The organism is Paenibacillus sp. FSL L8-0644 (assembly GCF_038008165.1).
GTDB classification, from domain to species: domain Bacteria; phylum Bacillota; class Bacilli; order Paenibacillales; family Paenibacillaceae; genus Paenibacillus; species Paenibacillus polymyxa_D.
The window spans coordinates 3,054,562-3,072,744 of sequence record NZ_JBBOYN010000001.1; the positions used below are offsets into that span (position 1 = coordinate 3,054,562).

Annotated in this window: 14 protein-coding genes; all 14 read right to left on the bottom strand. The window is 45.9% G+C overall.

The window, feature by feature from the left end; translation table 11 throughout:
• Positions 1–19 precede the first annotated feature (19 nt).
• Positions 20–1,522 carry a DHA2 family efflux MFS transporter permease subunit gene (locus NSS94_RS13715; RefSeq protein ID WP_341039456.1) on the bottom strand — a complete coding sequence of 501 codons (1,503 nt, stop codon included), beginning with the start codon at positions 1,520–1,522 and terminating at the stop codon, positions 20–22.
• Positions 1,506–1,991, bottom strand: coding sequence for a MarR family winged helix-turn-helix transcriptional regulator (locus NSS94_RS13720; RefSeq protein ID WP_341039457.1), 486 nt, complete (start codon positions 1,989–1,991; stop codon positions 1,506–1,508). The genes NSS94_RS13715 and NSS94_RS13720 overlap by 17 nt, the downstream gene beginning before the upstream one ends.
• A 263-nt stretch (positions 1,992–2,254) precedes the next feature.
• Complete coding sequence (locus NSS94_RS13725; protein ID WP_341039458.1) at positions 2,255–2,725, bottom strand: MarR family winged helix-turn-helix transcriptional regulator; 471 nt, start codon at positions 2,723–2,725, stop codon at positions 2,255–2,257.
• A gap of 275 nt (positions 2,726–3,000) precedes the next feature.
• Positions 3,001–5,463 (bottom strand): DNA gyrase subunit A, encoded by a 2,463-nt coding sequence (gene gyrA / locus NSS94_RS13730; protein WP_341039460.1) that lies wholly within the window; start codon positions 5,461–5,463, stop codon positions 3,001–3,003.
• Between the two features lie 22 nt (positions 5,464–5,485).
• The gene (gene parE, locus NSS94_RS13735) at positions 5,486–7,465 is read right to left on the bottom strand and encodes a DNA topoisomerase IV subunit B (RefSeq protein WP_039271190.1); all 1,980 of its coding nucleotides are present in this window, start codon (positions 7,463–7,465) and stop codon (positions 5,486–5,488) included.
• Positions 7,466–7,563: 98 nt separating this feature from the next.
• Complete coding sequence (locus NSS94_RS13740; RefSeq protein WP_029518151.1) at positions 7,564–8,553, bottom strand: ABC transporter permease; 990 nt, start codon at positions 8,551–8,553, stop codon at positions 7,564–7,566.
• Complete coding sequence (locus NSS94_RS13745) at positions 8,546–9,622, bottom strand: ABC transporter ATP-binding protein (protein ID WP_029518152.1); 1,077 nt, start codon at positions 9,620–9,622, stop codon at positions 8,546–8,548. The genes NSS94_RS13740 and NSS94_RS13745 overlap by 8 nt, the downstream gene beginning before the upstream one ends.
• On the bottom strand, positions 9,622–10,569 hold the full coding sequence (locus NSS94_RS13750) for a GDSL-type esterase/lipase family protein (protein ID WP_341039463.1): 948 nt from the start codon (positions 10,567–10,569) through the stop codon (positions 9,622–9,624). The genes NSS94_RS13745 and NSS94_RS13750 overlap by 1 nt, the downstream gene beginning before the upstream one ends.
• 175 nt (positions 10,570–10,744) lie before the next feature.
• On the bottom strand, positions 10,745–11,425 hold the full coding sequence (locus NSS94_RS13755) for a TIGR00266 family protein (protein ID WP_341039465.1): 681 nt from the start codon (positions 11,423–11,425) through the stop codon (positions 10,745–10,747).
• A 227-nt stretch (positions 11,426–11,652) separates the two neighbouring features.
• A complete protein-coding gene (locus NSS94_RS13760; protein ID WP_029518155.1) occupies positions 11,653–12,393 on the bottom strand; it encodes a CAP domain-containing protein in 741 nt (246 codons plus the stop codon).
• Between the two features lie 207 nt (positions 12,394–12,600).
• Positions 12,601–13,062 (bottom strand): GNAT family N-acetyltransferase, encoded by a 462-nt coding sequence (locus tag NSS94_RS13765; protein WP_013310623.1) that lies wholly within the window; start codon positions 13,060–13,062, stop codon positions 12,601–12,603.
• Entirely contained in the window at positions 13,055–14,239 is a 1,185-nt protein-coding gene (gene purT / locus NSS94_RS13770) for a formate-dependent phosphoribosylglycinamide formyltransferase (protein ID WP_318627360.1), read from the bottom strand. Before purT ends, NSS94_RS13765 begins: the two co-directional genes overlap by 8 nt.
• Before the next feature lie 130 nt (positions 14,240–14,369).
• Positions 14,370–16,208: an ABC transporter ATP-binding protein gene (locus NSS94_RS13775; protein WP_029518157.1), complete on the bottom strand. Its 1,839-nt coding sequence runs from the start codon at positions 16,206–16,208 to the stop codon at positions 14,370–14,372.
• The gene (locus NSS94_RS13780; RefSeq protein WP_029518158.1) at positions 16,205–17,980 is read right to left on the bottom strand and encodes an ABC transporter ATP-binding protein; all 1,776 of its coding nucleotides are present in this window, start codon (positions 17,978–17,980) and stop codon (positions 16,205–16,207) included. Before NSS94_RS13780 ends, NSS94_RS13775 begins: the two co-directional genes overlap by 4 nt.
• Positions 17,981–18,183: the final 203 nt, after the last annotated feature.

Sequence of the window (18,183 nt, forward strand, 5' to 3'; positions counted from 1 at the left end):
AATGCGTCATCTCATCCTTTTATGACGAGGAAGCCACGGACTGCCCCTTCTTGCTGTTTACCAGCTGTTGACGGGAATGGGCGTTTTTTGCATTCGTATTTTTGATAAAAAACGCTAAAATCAGAGCGGCCACACTCAACACTGTTGCAATGATAAAAGCCGAGTTAATCCCATAAATTGTAGCTTGATTGCCTGCAGCCAGCATCCCCGCTTTATCCGTCACGGTTAGTCCCTCAGATGTAACAATCGACGTCAAACGGTTGCTGCTTTGTGTGGACATCACCGTCACCAGAATTGCCGTCCCAATCGAGCCGGAAATCATACGCAGCGTGTTACTCATCGCCGTACCATGTGCATTCAATCGTTGCGGAAGCTGATTCAACCCTGCCGTTTGGATCGGCATCATCAGTAACGACATCCCGAACATCCGCACCGTATAATTAATTAACAGTGTCATATAGGTGGTTGTTTCGGTCAACCGTGTAAATTCCCAAGTTGTTATAGCCATGATCAGCAAGCCAATTACAGACAACCAACGTGCTCCGATTCGGTCAAAAATAGCCCCCGTTACAGGAGACATGAGCCCCATCAGAATCGCTCCCGGTAACATTAGCATACCGGACTGCAGCGGTGTAAACCCCCGAATATTTTGCAAATAAATCGGAAGCAATATCATACCGGCGTACAAAGCCATCGTCACAATCACATTAATGATTGTCGTCAAGCTGTACACATCGTATTTAAAGATACGGAACTCCAGCATAGGCTCCTCTACCTTCAGCTGGCGGATAATAAACAAAATAAGCGAAATTGTCCCCACGATAAGCGTAGACAGGACCGGAATACTTCCCCAACCTGATGTTCCTGCATCACTAAAGCCGTATAACAGTCCACCGAAACCGAGCGTAGACAAAATGATGCCAGGAATGTCCAACTTAGGCTTGGACTGCTCCGTTACATTTTTCAGAAAAATAAATCCGATCACAATCGAAATTACTGAAATCGGTAGGATGATCCAGAACAATACCCGCCAGTCATAATGCTGTACTATATAACCGGATAAGGTAGGCCCAATGGCTGGAGCAAAACCCATCGCAATCCCCAAGGTTCCCATCGCTCGGCCACGACGCTCTATTGGGTAGATGTTCAAGATAACGACCATCATTAATGGCATCATGATACCTGCTCCAGCGGCCTGAATAAGCCGACCGATCAGCAATATGCTGAAGCCTGGCGCTATAGCACATAACAGCGTGCCTATTGAAAAAATAGTCATCGCACTAATAAACAATTTACGAGTGGAGAAACGGGCAATCAGGAACGCGGTCACCGGGATCAGTACCCCATTCACGAGCATAAAGCCCGTGCTAAGCCACTGAGCTATATTTGCATCTATATTCAGATCACTCATCATTTTCGGTAAAGCCACACTGATCAACGTCTGATTTAATATCGCTACAATCGCGCCAATCAACAGAGCGGCCACAATGGGTGCTCTGCGTACATTACCTGGTAGTGTCATTTGAGGACTGCTCAAGTTGATTCATTCCCTTCGGTGTTAATTTCATGATCATTTGTTTATGGATATCCAGGACCATCTCTAGCTGCTCCCTCGGGATGTCCAGAATGGGCAAGACGCGCTCCATCCACATGGCGTCTACTTTTTCCATGATATCTTTTCCTTCTGGCGTAAGCGTCAGCACTAAGGATCTACGGTCATGCTCATGCCGCCCGCGAGCAATATATCCCGCCTTAGTCAAGCGGTCAACCACCCCACTCATAGAGCTGCTTCCCACATGTGCTATGTCTGCCAGCTCGGATAACCCGATGTTGGGACGTTTATTTAGAATTGCCAAAGCCATATGCTGAATGGCCGTCAGATCCATATGCTGCTCCTCATTCCAGAAGGCATAAAATATCGTTTTGTTAACCTCTCTTATCGATTGAATAATCCGGTACACCTCAAGTCTATCTTCCTCTCTGTCACTCACTGGAACCATCCTTCTTTCTAATCCCCAATTCACAATCCATATACATAAACTAGCAACTTTTTGCATGCGAAATGTTATTTATTTATAACTATTATTTTATCATCTCTTATGTAAATGTCAACATTCACCCAAATACCACCTATACTTCAACACAAAAAAGGCGCGGTATGAATACCACGATAGGTATTTCATCCGCGCACTCCTAATTTCCTTAAAATGATAATCTGCTGCGTACAGCTACTTTCATGCATCCACCATTCTAGTTATTCTGCTCGTTCTATTTGTTCCTTTACTCCCTCAGCCTCACGTGTCATTACTGAAGTTTTCGCCTTAGTTGTAATTTTCCCCAACAAATAAACCAGCAAATTTTGATTGTGCTGAGAAATACGGTTTAGTGCAGAACCCAGAAAATCATCCCGGATTCGCAATCCACGCTCTACTTCTTCTCTCCCTTGATCCGAGATAACAATCCATACAATTCTACGGTCCTTTACGTCTCTGAAACGGGTGACCAGTCGATTCCGCTCCATCCGATCCAGCAGCATCGTAACCGCGGCTGGTGTGGTGGCGAGATATGGGATTAGTTGAGACGGTTTCATGCGGCCGTATTCGTTCAAAACCTCCAGCACTGTAAGTTGAGCTTCCGTTAGTGATGGAGCCAGCTGCTGCTCCATATGAACTTTATAATCCTTAGCCATTCTGGACCAGATTTTCGCAAATTCAGTCGTTTGCATTTTGCCTCACTCCTTTAAATAACAGGGTCAGTAAAAGCATCAAAGTTAACGTATGGGCCACCGTCCGGATTGTATTTCATCACATTAAATTTTCGCCATTCTGCCCCGGTTTCCTGCCGTTTTTGGAGCAAGAAATGAAAAGGGGAAGGAAGTCTCACCTCGGTTTTGAAGGCTGGTCAGGGTTCGACACCATGACGGCAAAAAGGTCCTCATTCGTGCCGGAATGGCACGAGAGGACCTCTCTTTTTCGAGCTAAAAAGCGCTTGACTTTCCCATTATTCTATGGACTGTGAAGCTTGCGGCTCACTACGCAGCAGCACATTCACAATTTCGTCCTTCTTCTCCGCTGGAGCCAGCAACTTGCCTGTATCCTTTCGGTCGGTCAAAGGAGCCTTTTCCGAAAGGAAGGACATCGTTTGTCCTTCTGCTGTGATTGCAAATAATTGAACAGCTTCACGGCAATAGAAAGCTGCCACGATTCGAGTTCCATTCGAACGTACTCGTTTGCCTTCCTTGAACTCAAAGGTGGTGATACCTTTGCCGCCTCTTCCCTGTGTAGGATAGTCCAACAGAAGCGTACGCTTACCATAACCAGACTCGGTCAGCACCAACACTTCTCCTTCATCCTCTTCTACCCACAACGCCGCGATAATTTCATCGCCTTCCGCCAGCTGTATACCTTTGACACCAGCCGAGACGCGGCCCATCGCATTAACCTCTTGCTCCTTGAAGCGTATACTCATTCCCGCGCGGGTAATCAGCATAATATCCCGGGTACCCTCGCTTAACGTTACCGATAATACCTCATCGTCCCCTGCTACTTTGCAGGCGGCTACGGCACTAGAACGTTTTGTAGCATATTCTTTCAATTCTGTACGCTTTACTTGGCCCTTCTTGGTTACAAATACCAGGCTTTTGCCGATTTCCTCAATGTTTTTGAGCGGAATAACACTTACGATACGATCTTCCTTCGATAACGGAATGACGTTGACAATTGGAGTGCCCGGCTCTTTCCACTTATACTCTGGCACCTGATGTACAGGCAATAAAAAGTATTGTCCGCGCTGAGTGAAGACGAGCAATACATCCAGCGTATTCACATCAAGTAATTGGGTAACGTAATCCCCTTCTTTAACACCGGAACTTGAACGTTCCCCGCCTGAACGAGTGAATGACAACATACTTGTACGTTTCACATAGCCATCTTTCGAGAGTGTCAGCAACACATCCTCTGCTCCTACCATGACTTCCAGGTTTACCTTAATCTCTTCTACCTCGCCCTGGATATCTGAACGACGGTCAATGCCGTACTTTTCGCGAATTTCCAACAGTTCCTTGCGAATCAGGCTGATCAGCTTACGGTCACTTTCCAGAATAGAACGATATTGCGCGATTTTTTTCTGGATGTCACCCAGTTCTTTTTCAAGCGTGGTGATTTCCAGATTGGTGAGACGGTACAACTGCAAAGTCAAAATAGAATCAGCCTGACGTTCGCTAAAACCAAACATCCATTGCAAATTATTTTGCGCGTCCTGGCGATTTTTGGAAGCTTTAATGGCTGCGATGACCTCATCCAGAATGTTCAGTGCTTTGACCAAACCTTCTAGCACATGGGCACGATCCTCTGCCTTTTCCAGTTCATACTGGATACGGTGAGTGACAACTTCGCGTTGATGGGCGATATACGCTTCCAAAATGGACTTCAGTCCAAGCTGATGTGGCGCCTTGTTCACAATGGCTACCATGTTGAAGTTATATGCCACCTGTAGGTCGGTTTTTTTTAGCAAATAAGCTAAAATTCCTTCTGCATCAGCTTCCTTCTTCAGCTCCACAACGATGCGCAAACCATTTCGTCCACTCTCGTCACGAACCTCGGCAATTCCTTCCACTTTTTTCTCCAAACGGATATTTTCCATGGCGGTTACGAGCCTTGATTTGACGATCTGGTATGGGATTTCGGTAATGACCAGCTGCTGCTTACCTCCGCGCAAGGACTGAATTTCCGTTTTGGAACGAATATAAATGCGTCCTTTTCCCGTACGGTAAGCGTCCTTGATGCCTTCGCCACCCATAATGAGTCCACCAGTCGGGAAATCAGGACCTTTAATAAAGGTCATAATCTCTTCCAACTCAATCTCCGGCTTTTCCATCACAGCAATGCTGGCATCAATAACTTCGCGTAAACTATGCGTAGGGATCTCTGTCGCAAATCCCGCCGAGATTCCACTGGAACCGTTCACCAATAAATTTGGATAACGAGACGGCAACACAACAGGCTCTTTGGCCGAGTTATCAAAATTGTCCTTGAACAAAACCGTACGCTTTTCAATATCGCGTAGCATTTCCATTGCGATCGGAGACAAGCGAGCCTCCGTGTAACGCATAGCTGCTGCCGGATCATCATCCTGGGACCCCCAGTTACCGTGACCGTCCACCAGCACGTGACTCATTTTCCAGGGCTGTGCCATCCGTACCATGCCGTCGTAAATCGACGAATCACCGTGGGGGTGGTAATTACCCATTACGTCCCCAACGGTTTTGGCCGATTTACGATATGCTTTATCCGGCGTATTGCCCGAGTCGTACATTGCATAAAGAATCCGACGTTGTACGGGTTTTAATCCGTCCCGTACATCGGGTATCGCCCGATCCTGAATAATATATTTGGAATATCGGCCAAAGCGGTCACCGACCACTTCCTCCAGAAAAGCTGGCAAAAACTGCTCCGATAAGCTCATGTATACACCTCTTTTGATAGCACTACTCTACGTATTCCGTGAAATCTACGTTTTCCACGATCCAGCGTTTGCGCGGATCCACCTTATCACCCATCAAAGTGGACACCCTACGTTCAGCCTTGGCTGCATCCTCTATCTGAACGCGTAACAAGGTGCGTGAATCGGGATTCATCGTTGTTTCCCATAACTGATCAGGGTTCATTTCCCCAAGTCCTTTATAGCGCTGAAGCTCAAAATTCCGTCCAAATTCTTTTAAATAATTATCAAGCTGCTCGTCAGTCCAAGCATAACGCACCGTTTCGAGCTTACCCGACTTTCGAGTTATTTTATACAATGGCGGTTGAGCAATAAATATGCGTCCTGCATCAATAAGCTCTTTCATGTACCGATAAAAGAACGTCAACAACAGCACTTGAATGTGCGCACCATCTGTATCTGCATCGGTCATAATGATGATTTTGGAATAATTGCTGTCTTCCAGCGAAAACTCTGTTCCTACCCCCGCACCAATAGCTGCTGTAATAGCACGGTACTCATCATTCTTCATAATATCCGCCAGTTTGGATTTCTCCGGATTCATCGGCTTACCCTTTAGCGGTAAGATGGCCTGAATTTTGGAATCCCGTCCCTGCTTGGCTGATCCTCCAGCCGAATCGCCTTCCACAATAAACAACTCATTACGTGTAAAATCCTTGGACTGCGCAGGCGACAGTTTACCATTCAAATTGGAACTTTCACTGCGCTTTTTACCGGAACGCATCTCATCCCGAGCTTTACGTGCAGCTTCACGCGCTCTGGATGCTTGAACTGCCTTCTTGATCAAAGTTTGTGCTATCTGCGGATTTTCTTCCAAAAAACGCTGCATCTGCTCAGATACGATGGCATCCACTGTACTCCGTGCCGAAGCGCTACCCAGCTGATCCTTTGTCTGACCGACAAATTCAACCTCAGCCATCTTGACACTGATTACAGCCATCATGCCCTCACGTAGATCGTTGCCCTCCAAGTTTTTATCCTTTTCTTTCAACATCACCGTTTTGCGCGCATAGTCGTTCATGACACGAGTGTAAGCGGTTTTGAATCCCGTTTCATGCGTACCTCCGCCACGTGTCGGAATGGAGTTAACGAACGAAGCAATCGTCTCTGTATAACCCGCATTGTACTGGATGGCAATCTCTACTTCAATGTCTTCTTTCTCGGCATTAAAGTGAATAACGTCATGCAGCACATCCTTGCCCTCATTCAGAAAAGCAACAAACTGACTTGCGCCACCCTCATAAAAATACTCATCTGACTTTCCGCTGCGTTCGTCTTTAAGTTGAATACGAAGGCCCGAATTTAGAAAAGCAATCTCCTGAAGGCGTTCAGCCAACGTATCGTAGTTAAAATGAATGCCTGCTTGAAAAACACGAATATCCGGTTTAAAAGTAATTTTCGAGCCCGTCTTGTTAGTATTGCCCAGCACTTCAAGGCCTGTGGTCGGTTCCCCGACATGCTCCACGCCCTTCTTGTCCTGCCAATATTCAAACCGCTGACGGTGAATCTTGCCGTCCCGGTAAATTTCTACTTCAAGCCATTCCGAAAGAGCGTTCGTTACAGATGCACCTACACCGTGCAGACCCCCGGACTTTTTATATCCCGAACCGCCAAACTTACCTCCGGCGTGCAAAATGGTGAATACAACCTGAGGCGTAGGAATTCCCGTTTTGTGCATTCCCGTAGGAATACCGCGCCCGTTGTCTGATACCGTAATGGAACCGTCCTTATGCATTGTAATATCAATGCGAGAGCAAAACTTGGCGAGATGTTCATCCACCGCGTTGTCTACAATTTCCCAAACCAAATGATGCAGCCCCGAAGAACTGGTGCTCCCGATGTACATGCCCGGCCGTTTGCGAACTGCCACAAGCCCTTCGAGCACTTGAATGTCGTCCGCGCCATATTCTGAAGCTCCGCTTTGTGTGCCGGATGCTCCCGCAGACAAGTCGATTTTGTCGACCATTCATGCTCCCCCTTTGTCTAATCGTAACCGTGTTTTGCCTTATTCTTGATGATTTTCACCAAAAATGCAAACAGATGTTTTCTTTTACCTTGTCCATTTTAATTCAATATATCCCGTTTCGTAAAGACGGCGAATGAAACAATCAATGCCGCAGCCCCCCAAATGCCCAGTACAGCTAAAGAAAAGGGTAAAGTCATTCCCTCAATCGGGGCGGGGCTTCCAGATAAATAATCGGTTAATTGGAGGTTAACCATAAATAAATATTTAGCACTCTGCCAAGACGAAGCCATGTTTGTCAAAATAGTGCCCGAAATGAGTGCAGCCATCATGACCACGATACTTGCCGCCGTACTTCGTACCAGGACAGATACCATAAAGGCTAACGAAGCTACCACAAGACTGACAAACCAGATTAATCCGGCTTGCAGCATCAGATAATGCCATTGTGGAATCGCATGTACAGCAGACAAATCCACCGTCGATCCAACAATTTGAAATCCGGTAAATACCGGAACATTAAAACCGCGAAAACCAAAAAACAAGCCTGATATCACATAGCTAATTACAAATACAGCCAAAATGATGAGCGAAACGAACATGTACAATGTCAGCAGCTTACTCAGCAGTATTTTCCACCGCCTGACTGGGCGGGTCAGCAACATTTTTATCGTGCCTGTCGTCCGTTCTCCTGAAACCAAGTCGGAGGCAATAGCCATAATCAACAGCGGAACGAACAAATTTATCGAATTATCCATAAACTCTCTGGTAAAAGTGACACCACTCGGCTCATTCGGATTCACATCATTTTCCAAATAATATTGCATCTGCTGCACAAAGACCCGACGGTAGGTCTTCCATTCCTCGGGAACCCGGTCACTTCCCAGCGAGTTTTGATTATCGGTAATCGCCTGACGCAGTTCAAGCCGCCAATCATTGCCGAATTTTTCGCGATTGTTTTCTGCCACTTTCATCTGAGCGTACGTAAAAATCGGCACAAGCACAAGTAAAACTAGTAAAATGACATAAAATCGTTTCTTCTTGATAATTTTGAGTGTTTCATTTTGTACGAGCGGTAAAATGTTATTCAAGTATCTCACCTTCCGTCATTTTCAGGAATAGCTGCTCCAGTGTAGGGTTGATTTTGGTTACACCTTTAACGGAAATACCGGAAGCCGTCATTTGTGTCACCAGCTCCGCAATATGCTCTTCATCCATTTCTGTAAAAATTGCATCGGCTCCGCTACCTGCAACAATACTGTCATCAATTAATTCATCGGCGTTCGTAATCATTTGCACATGCGGAGAATTTTGCAATATGGCAAGACCCTGATCACGAGGCTCCAGTTGCCATACGGCCATATGTGAGTGCGTCTCAACCAGTTCTCGTACACCACCTACAGCTAGCACCTTTCCCCGACTTATAATTGCCACCCGATCACATAGCAGCTGGATTTCGCTAAGCAAATGACTGGAAACAAATACAGCCATGCCTTCTGCCGCTAGCAAACGGATAAAAGCTCTCATTTCCTTGATCCCCTTGGGGTCTAACCCGTTCGTCGGTTCATCCAAAATCAGCAATTTCGGTCTACCGAGCAAGGCTTGGGCTATACCAAGACGCTGGCGCATTCCGAGAGAATACGTACTTACTTTATCATGGATACGGCGATCGAGCCGAACCAGCTCAACGACTTCGCGGATACGCTGTTCGTCTACACCAGGCTGCATACGGGCAAAATGCTCTAAATTCTCCCATCCTGTCAGATAGCTGTACACCTCTGGATTTTCCACAATAGAACCAATATGCCGTAAAGCCTGCTCAGGGTCACGATTTACATTATGTCCACAGACAGTAATCGTCCCTTCCGTAGGCTTAATTAAATCGACCAGCATACGAATAGTCGTCGTTTTCCCAGCCCCATTAGGGCCGAGAAATCCGAAAATTTCACCCGCACGAACGTCGAATGTTACATCATGAATGATCATTTTGCGTTTGATACGTTTCTTAACGTGCTGAACAGAGAGAACTGTTTCGTTATTGCTTCTGTCTCTGCCTGTGCTGCCAACCTGATTGGCGGAATGGAAACTGGACACTGCATCCCTTGAGGTCGAATTTTCGGTTATTCCAGTCCCGTTCTTGTCAGCAGATTGGATGCTCATTAGTTGTTCCCTCCCTTTTTCACTTCAGCAGGTTGGATGCTTGTAGACTGTTGTTCATTATCCACTTTATCGGCATCCTTCGTGTTTGCAACTGCAAACCCTTGCGCGATACGTTCAGCGATTGCCTGATAGCCCTGTCCGTTTGGATGAAAATGATCGGATGATAAATAGACGGGCAAATTTTGCTGGAATAAATCGAAAGTTGGAACCAGAGTCATATTGCTGTTTTGGTTGGTAATTGCCATGGCAGCCAGATTCCATTCTGTTACCACAAGATTACCGGGAATTTTCATTTCCTGCAGATCACTGAATGGATTATATAATCCGACATAGATAATTTTAGCATTCGGATTGATTTTCCCTACCTTTGTCAGCACTTTTTGCAGACGTTTGGCGGCATCAGGCACAGCTTTACGCAAACCACTGAGTGTAGGCGGCTCTTTGCCGGTTTGGGCAGCCTGAGCCCCCTGAAATAAATCATTTCCGCCAATCGAGACCATAATAACGTTAGCCTTTTTCAACACATAAGAAACACCAGGCTCATCCAGCTTGGTCAATAGTCCTTGAGTCGTCAGTCCATTAATCCCCAGATTATTTATGAGCTGAGCCTTATGGCCTTCCTGATTATTTAACAAGCTCACCGACCGACGCACAAAACCACTTCCGGAGTCATCCCCCGTGCCTTTGGCTAGCGAATCTCCAATGGCAGCTACCCGAAACTCTCCCGTCTGATTAGTAGCGGATGGCGCAGTTTGTGTCTGCGATGAACCGGAATGTACAGGTTGCGTGCTAACCATTGGCTCTGGAGCCGTGATACTTTGTACTGCTGTAATAAATCCGTACAATAATAGCAATGTGGCGGCAATGGAAACGGAACCGACAGACCGCCAAATCCATTTTGATGAATTCACTCGTGTTCCCTCCTGATAGCTTAGTGAAATAAACATAAAGCTTCTTATATCATTTTGCAAATAAACCGTTCGGAATAAAAGCGCAATAAATGCTTAGAGTCACATATAATTTCCCATGAACATGCAAAAAAAGGATGGCAAATGGCCACCCTTATATTATACTTTCTTGTGCGAACAGTTTATCCTCTCTTCTCTAATCAAACGAATCAAACTATTTGCTATCAGGTATGAAACTTTTGATCCATTGTCCAAAACTGCCCGGATTTCGACTTTGTATCAGTACCGTTCCTTCACCGCGAAAACGGCATACAAGCGCTTCTCCACTCGTTACGCTGGACAACCAGCCTTTCGATGCTTTTTCAATTTTATAATCCATATAATCCGGCCATGCCACCAGATGAGCATTATCAATAATACGCTCCTCTCCTAGCGCGATATAAATGGGATGAATGGCTCCATAAGAGGATAGGAATACCGTACCTCGACCACTGATTTCTACGATAAAAAAACCTTCACCGGAGAATAAACCTTTCATCAGGTTTTGCATTTTGGTGCTAACCTCAATGCCTTCTGTACAAGCTAGAAAACCGTCCTTTTGGACCATCAACCTATACGTGCCATCCAATTCTACCGCTTGTACATCACCTATACTGGCAGGGGCTAACAACACTTCAGCCGGCCCACGGGCTGCCCTCAGTTCTTGAAAAAAGAATTTTTCTCCGCTTAGCATTCTGCCTAAACCACGTAACAGTCCACCGTCTACTGTCCCCTTTATATCTACACTGGAAGACATGGAAACCATTGCTCCCATTTCCGCTTTAATCATTTCCCCGGGGTTCAACTGCACCTTGAGCATAGCAAAGGCACCTTCATGCACAATTTCGTAGCTCATTTGCTCACCTAGCTTTCCATAAATAGTCTGCTATCCATTCAACTTGCTGCTATCATACTATAAATACGTCCCTTATGTCTTTTCTGGTATAAAGCAAGGGTTATGCCTGTGGAGGAATAAGAGACACCAAAAGACCCGCTGAACGTGTCAGCGGGTCTCCAGATTAACGTCATGCCACTATCTTTTCATAACAGCGGCATGACGTTTCGAACGTATTTACTATCATCTTAGTTACGTGTGAACTCTTGTACCCAATATCCATTGTAGTAAGCCACACCGATTTGCGTATATTCTGCCTTCAAAATATTCTCACGATGTCCCTGACTGTTCATCCAAGCTTTCATTACTTCTTGTGGTGTTTGTTGTCCCATAGCAATATTCTCACCCGCATACGTATAAGTTACACCGAACTTTTTCATCATATCAAAGGGTGAACCGTAGGTCGGAGATGTATGGGAAAAGTAATTGTTCGTGCTCATGTCCTTCGCCTTGGCTAAGGCTACTTCTGTAAGCTTCGCATTAGATGTAAGGGGCTTCAGACCTTTTTGGCTGCGCTCGTTGTTTACAAGCTTTACAACCTCAGCTGCAAATTGGGACTTGCTGAGTTGTGCATCAGACCCTGCAGACTGACCCGCGCCTGAATTTGTGTTTTGTTTTTGGGCCTGTTGCTTGTTACTAGACTGCGAAGCCTTTTGGCTACCTTGTTTGGTTGTTGTTTGCTTGCCGGATGAAGGATTTGCTGTTTTGTTTTTAGCCTTGTCCTTTTCAGATGCATCCTTAATTACGGTCTTTGTTATCGTAGTCGTCCCGTTGGACATATTGACGGTATATCCGTTATTTTGAAACCACTGTTGTAGTTGGGCAGTCAAATCGTCAGCTGGTGAAGCTGATGCCGGAACGATGAATCCTGCGGATAAAATGGCGCTTAGACTTCCCATCACAAGTGTTTTTTTCAACATATTCTTCATTTCGTCATCTCCTTGTTGTATAAATGCCTTGGTGTGAACGCGTCCGGTTACAACTTTGTAATCTTTACTCTAGCAGTATATCATGTTTTATAGCAGGATCAATGGTATAAAAGTTGGAAAAAAAATAGCCCCGCTCGGAATGAACCATGCGGAACTAAGTTAAAAGTAGTGAGGCTTTAAGTATTAAATTGTCTTGTTGTAGGCTGATTATCTAAGCTTTTTGCTGAAACGGTAGCCTTGCTTTTCAAAGCCGATTCGGTTGTAGAAAGCCCGGGCCTCTACTTGTTTGATGCGGTTATTCGCTCCAGTAATGAATAAATGATAGCATCCTTGCGCACGTCCCCACTCCTCACCACAAGCCACCAGGCGCTTGCCAATGCCCTCGCCGCGATACTCCCCGCTCACGACTAGCATGGTGATTTGTACGGCAGGATCAGGATAAGCCAAGCTTTGAGCCGTATGCATGCCGATTACTCCGACAACACGACCATCCATTTCTGCAACCATCATATTCGCTTGACTGTCCTCCCGCGTTGTTCCCATAACTTCTTTCATTACACCACAAGTCATCGGGTATCCGACTTCTCTTAGTAGTCCTGTTACGGCTTCGCAATCGCCAAGCTCTACGGAACGAATTGTCAGTACTGGAATCATCACATTGTTAGACATGATTTACCTCCACTTTCAGCATATTAGCAGCTTCTTTGGCCGTCTTCCGTGCTGTTTCCACATCTTCTGCAGCGCTAAGCGCTACAGCCATCCGGCGACCCGGCTTGGTTTCTGGCTTCCCGAACACTCGCACCTGTGTCCGGGGTAGCAATAATGCATCATGCAGACCGCTTATTACAAAATCCCGCGTAGCCACTTCTGCCTTCAAAGTAGCTGAAGCTCCTGGTGTAAGCAACGTGACAGATGGCACTGGGAATCCGAGGATGGCCCGCACGTGAAGTGCAAATTCCGACAAATCCTGCGTGATCATGGTCACCATACCTGTATCATGCGGACGAGGGGATACTTCACTGAATATGACGCCATCAGTCGTTAAAAATAGCTCTACGCCAAACAATCCGTAACCACCCAGTTCATCCGTAATCGTACGGGCAATGTCTTCCGCCTCCGAAAGCTGCTTGTCCGTCATGCCATGGGGCTGCCAGGATTCGACATAATCCCCATCTTTCTGAATATGGCCAATCGGTGGGCAAAAAGTCGTACCCGAAACCGATCTGACGGTCAATAAGGTGATTTCGCTCTCAAACGGGACAAAAGCTTCAACAATGACACGTGTAGTTTTGGCACGCGCGCCTTCCAGCGCCGTATTCCAGCAGGATTCTGCATCTTCGATTGCCCGGCATACAGACTGCCCTTTACCCGACGAACTCATCAAGGGCTTGACCACGCATGGCGTGCCCAGCTCATGAACCGCCGACCGCAACTGCTCAAAGTTATCTGCAAAACGATAGGCAGCAGTCGGAAGCTGTAATTTCTCGGCAGCCAGCCTGCGGATACCTTCCCGGTCCATCGTAAGACGGGCGGCACGGGCCGTTGGTACTACGTGAAATCCTTCTTGCTCTAATTCTTCCAAAGCACCCGTAGCAATAGCTTCGATTTCAGGTACAATTATGTCGGGCTTTTCCTCACGAATTAGTGCCTTCAACGCCTCAGCATCCTGCATATCCAGACAGTGAGAGCGATGGGCTACCTGCATTGCTGGAGCCAGTTCATAGCGATCAACAGCAATACATTCCACGCCAAGCCGCTGAGCTTCAATAATGACTTCTTTTCCCAATTCGCCGCTACCCAGCAGCAGCATCTTCTTAGCCTTGGCAGAAAAAGGAGCACCCCACATCTTGAACTCTTCCCCCTCTGACGAAAATTGCTCTGATCTCTTTTCATCTTTATTTTCAGGGTTTAGCTCCAAGAATGCAATAGTGCTCGGCATTTAAATTTACAAAAAACGCGATTTTTTGATCTTTTTTTTACAAAAATCTGAACTGTGCTTCCACCAGCCCCCGATATATTCCATGTTTTTTCATCAATTGTTCATGATTACCACTTTCTTGGATTTCCCCATGATCCAGTACAACGATATGATCAGCATTTCGAATGGTAGACAAACGGTGAGCGACCATAAAAGAAGTTCTGCCTTCCAGTAAAACCTGAAGAGCCTCCTGAATTTTCAACTCCGTTTCTGTATCAATACTGGCTGTGGCCTCATCCAGAATAAGAATTCGCGGATTAGCCAGCAAGGCACGAGCAAAGGATAAGAGCTGTCGCTGGCCCATGGACAGCATTCCCCCCCGCTCCTCTACTTCTGTTTCATAGCCAGCTGGCAAGTGAACAATGAATTCATGAGCATTGACCGCCTTCGCAGCCGCTTCAATTTCCTCATCCGTTGCATCCAAACGGCCAAATCGGATATTATCGCGTATCGTCCCCGAAAAAATAAATGTATCCTGAAGCACGATGCTAATCTGGCTTCGCAAGCTCTCCACCGTGACATCACGCACATCTTGACCGTCAATCGTAAGCCGCCCTGACGTAATGTCATAAAAACGGCTGAGCAGATTAATAATTGTACTTTTACCTGAGCCGGTGTGACCCACAAGCGCTATAGATTGACCCGCTTCGACGGAAAGACTAATACCTTTAAGCGCCTGACGTCCCTTCTCATATTCAAAAATGACCTTTTCAAATTGGATGTCACCCCGAATGGGTGGCAAGGCTTTTGCTCCCGGTTTGTTTGCAATATTCGGCTGTTCATCCATAAACTCAAAAATTCGTTCTGACGAAGCCATCGCAACCAGTAACTGATTATACATTTGGCCCAGCCGATTAATCGGCTCCCAAAAGTTCCCAACATAGTTGGCAAACGCAACCAGCAGCCCCACTGTAAGCTGATCTGTCTGAATTAAATGCGCTCCAAACCAGAATAGCACAAGCGTACCAAATCCTCCGGTAATATCAATAAGTGGGCCAAAAACCTGATTCATGGCAGAAGCCTTATCCCACGATTTTTTGCTAGAGCTGTTCATGTCGTCGAAATAAGCCATGTTTTCCTGCTCCTGCGTATACGCTTGTGTCACACGAATCCCCTGAATAGACTCATTCAAATGAGAGTTGATACGCGAGTTCTTCATACGCACTTCTTGCCAAGCGCGACGGATGCGAACGCGCAGCTTGGTCGAGATCAAAAACATGATCGGAACGGTCACAATTACTGCCAAACCGAGCTTCCAGTTAATAAGCAGCAAAATGACAATAATTCCGATAAGCTGTACGCAGTCAATCAGGACATTCACTGCACCGTTCGTAAAAAGATCCTGTAGCGAGTTAATGTCATTCGTCACGCGCACTAATACAGAACCTGCCGGTCTCTTATCAAAAAAGTTAAAGGATAGCTTTTGAATATGCTTGAACAAATCTTCACGCAAATCGTAAATAACCCGTTGACCGATAATATTGGTGAATTTAATGCGGTACGTGCTGGCTGCCCATTGAATTAAATATAACAAGAGCACGGCACCCGTGATGAGCAGCAGTAACTTTACGCTGGGTAATGCAGGCCATGCGGGAGCAATTGCCTTATCAATGGCCAGACTGATCAAATAAGGAACCGTCAGTTTGGTAATGGTACCAAGAATCATCATGACCAGAAGGATCGGCAGAATCTGACGGGCATAGGGCTTCATGTATGCCAGCAAACGTTTGAATTCTGACCAGTTAAACGGTTTATCAATGACATCATCATCTTGATAGACAAAGCGCTCATTCGTCGGTTTTTTTAACGGTTTGGCTTTTTCTGCGGGTATATTCATGGTCTCACCTGCCCTTCGGATACACCGTCTGGAGCCTGAGCTATGTAATCGGCGTATTGAATATGATACACATCCTGATATGGACCTGGAGTAGCAATAAGCTGTTCATGTGTTCCACGCTGGACGATTCGTCCTTCCTCAAGCACCACAATTTCATTGGCATGGCGAAGCGAAGAGATTCGATGAGCGATTATAAATGTTGTTCGACCACGCATAACCTCTTGAAAACCGGTCTGTATTTCATGCTCTGTTTCCATATCAACCGCACTGGTAGCATCATCCAGTACCAGAATTTTCGGATTTTTGAGTAGTGCGCGCGCGATGGCGATCCGTTGTTTCTGCCCTCCGGATAGTCCCAATCCACGTTCTCCAACGACAGTGTCATATCCCAGCGGTAGTTCAGTTATGAATTCATGCGCCTGAGCCAGTTTGGAAACGCGTATGATGTCATCCATACTGACATGGCTTAAACCATATGAAATATTATTACGTATAGAGGACGAAAACAAAAACGTCTCCTGAAACACAGAAGAAATTTGAGCACGCAAATCGCGAATCTTCAAGTGACGTATATCCTTGCCATCCAACTTGATACTTCCTGCATTCACATTATAAGCACGCATGAGTAATTGAATAATGGTAGACTTCCCTGACCCCGTTCCTCCTAAAATTCCAATGACTGATCCTGGCGGTGCGTCTAAATTAATGTCAACAACAGCAGGAAGCTTATTTCCGTAAGCAAAGGTAACATGTTCAAACGTAACATGTCCTTCCACCTGATCGGCATCGAGTGTAAGTGCTCCGGCTTCATCGGTTACATCTATGGACTGATTTAGCAGTTCCAAGACCCTTTCACCGGATGCTTTGGACTGCGTATAGTTATTGATATGAAAGCCAATGCTCCAGATGGGGCCGATAATATACCAAATTAAGCTAAAGAAAGCGACGAGCTGCCCCAAGGTCATTGACTTCTGAATGACCAGATACCCGCCCATGCCCAACAGAAGGACCACACTGACAGAAGCAATTAGTTCCATAGCAGGGAAGAACCGACTCCATAAGGAAGCAGCTTGAATTTGATTACTTTTGTATTGCTCATTACGTACTGAAAATTTCTCAACTTCATATGATTCGCGGGCAAAAGATTTGACGGTTCGCACACCTGTTATATTTTCTTGGACCGCTGTCGTCAAGGCGCTAAGGGCAATCCGCATTTCCTGAAAGGTGGGATGAATCCGGGATTCAAACTTGAATGTGACGAAGAGCAGCAATGGCATGCTGATCATCGTAATGAGGGTGAGCTGCCAGTTAATATACAGCATCATCATAGAGCCGAATACGACCATCAGTAGCACATTGAGGAGTTGGGCAAAACCAAACCCAATAAAGTTACGAATTGCCTCCAAATCACCAGTCAGTCGGGACATGAGATCACCCGTTTTGGCCGTGTCATAATATCTAAAGGACAAAAATTGCAGCTTTTCGTAACAAGCATTGCGGAGGCGGTATGCCAGGTAGTTACCTAGCCGTCCACCAAAAAAACCATGTAAAAATTGCATGAACCCTTTGATGATGACTACTCCCAGCACAGTCAGAGCCAGCGCCGGAACTTTCCCGAAGTCACCGGGGATGATAGCGTTATCAATAAGCCTTTGGAGCAGGTTCGGATACACCAGTCCCAGAGCCGTCGCTATCGCAAGGCATAAAATAGAAAGAAACAGATAGTGTCTCCTCTCGCGAAAAAAAACTTGCAGTTGCCTGAGCACTTCCATGTCAATGTCCCTCCATTAGTTGCACGACGTTGTTATATGGCTTAGTGAAGTTTACCATTCGCGTTCCAAGGCGGCAAAGAGGATAACGAGCCGTATTCAGGCAGGTTACCAATTGGTGGCTGATTAGACAAATTAAATCGCTTTCTTATTATTGAATGTGGCTATTTACTCAGTATTGCTTTCTTTTTGGAGCATGCATAAAA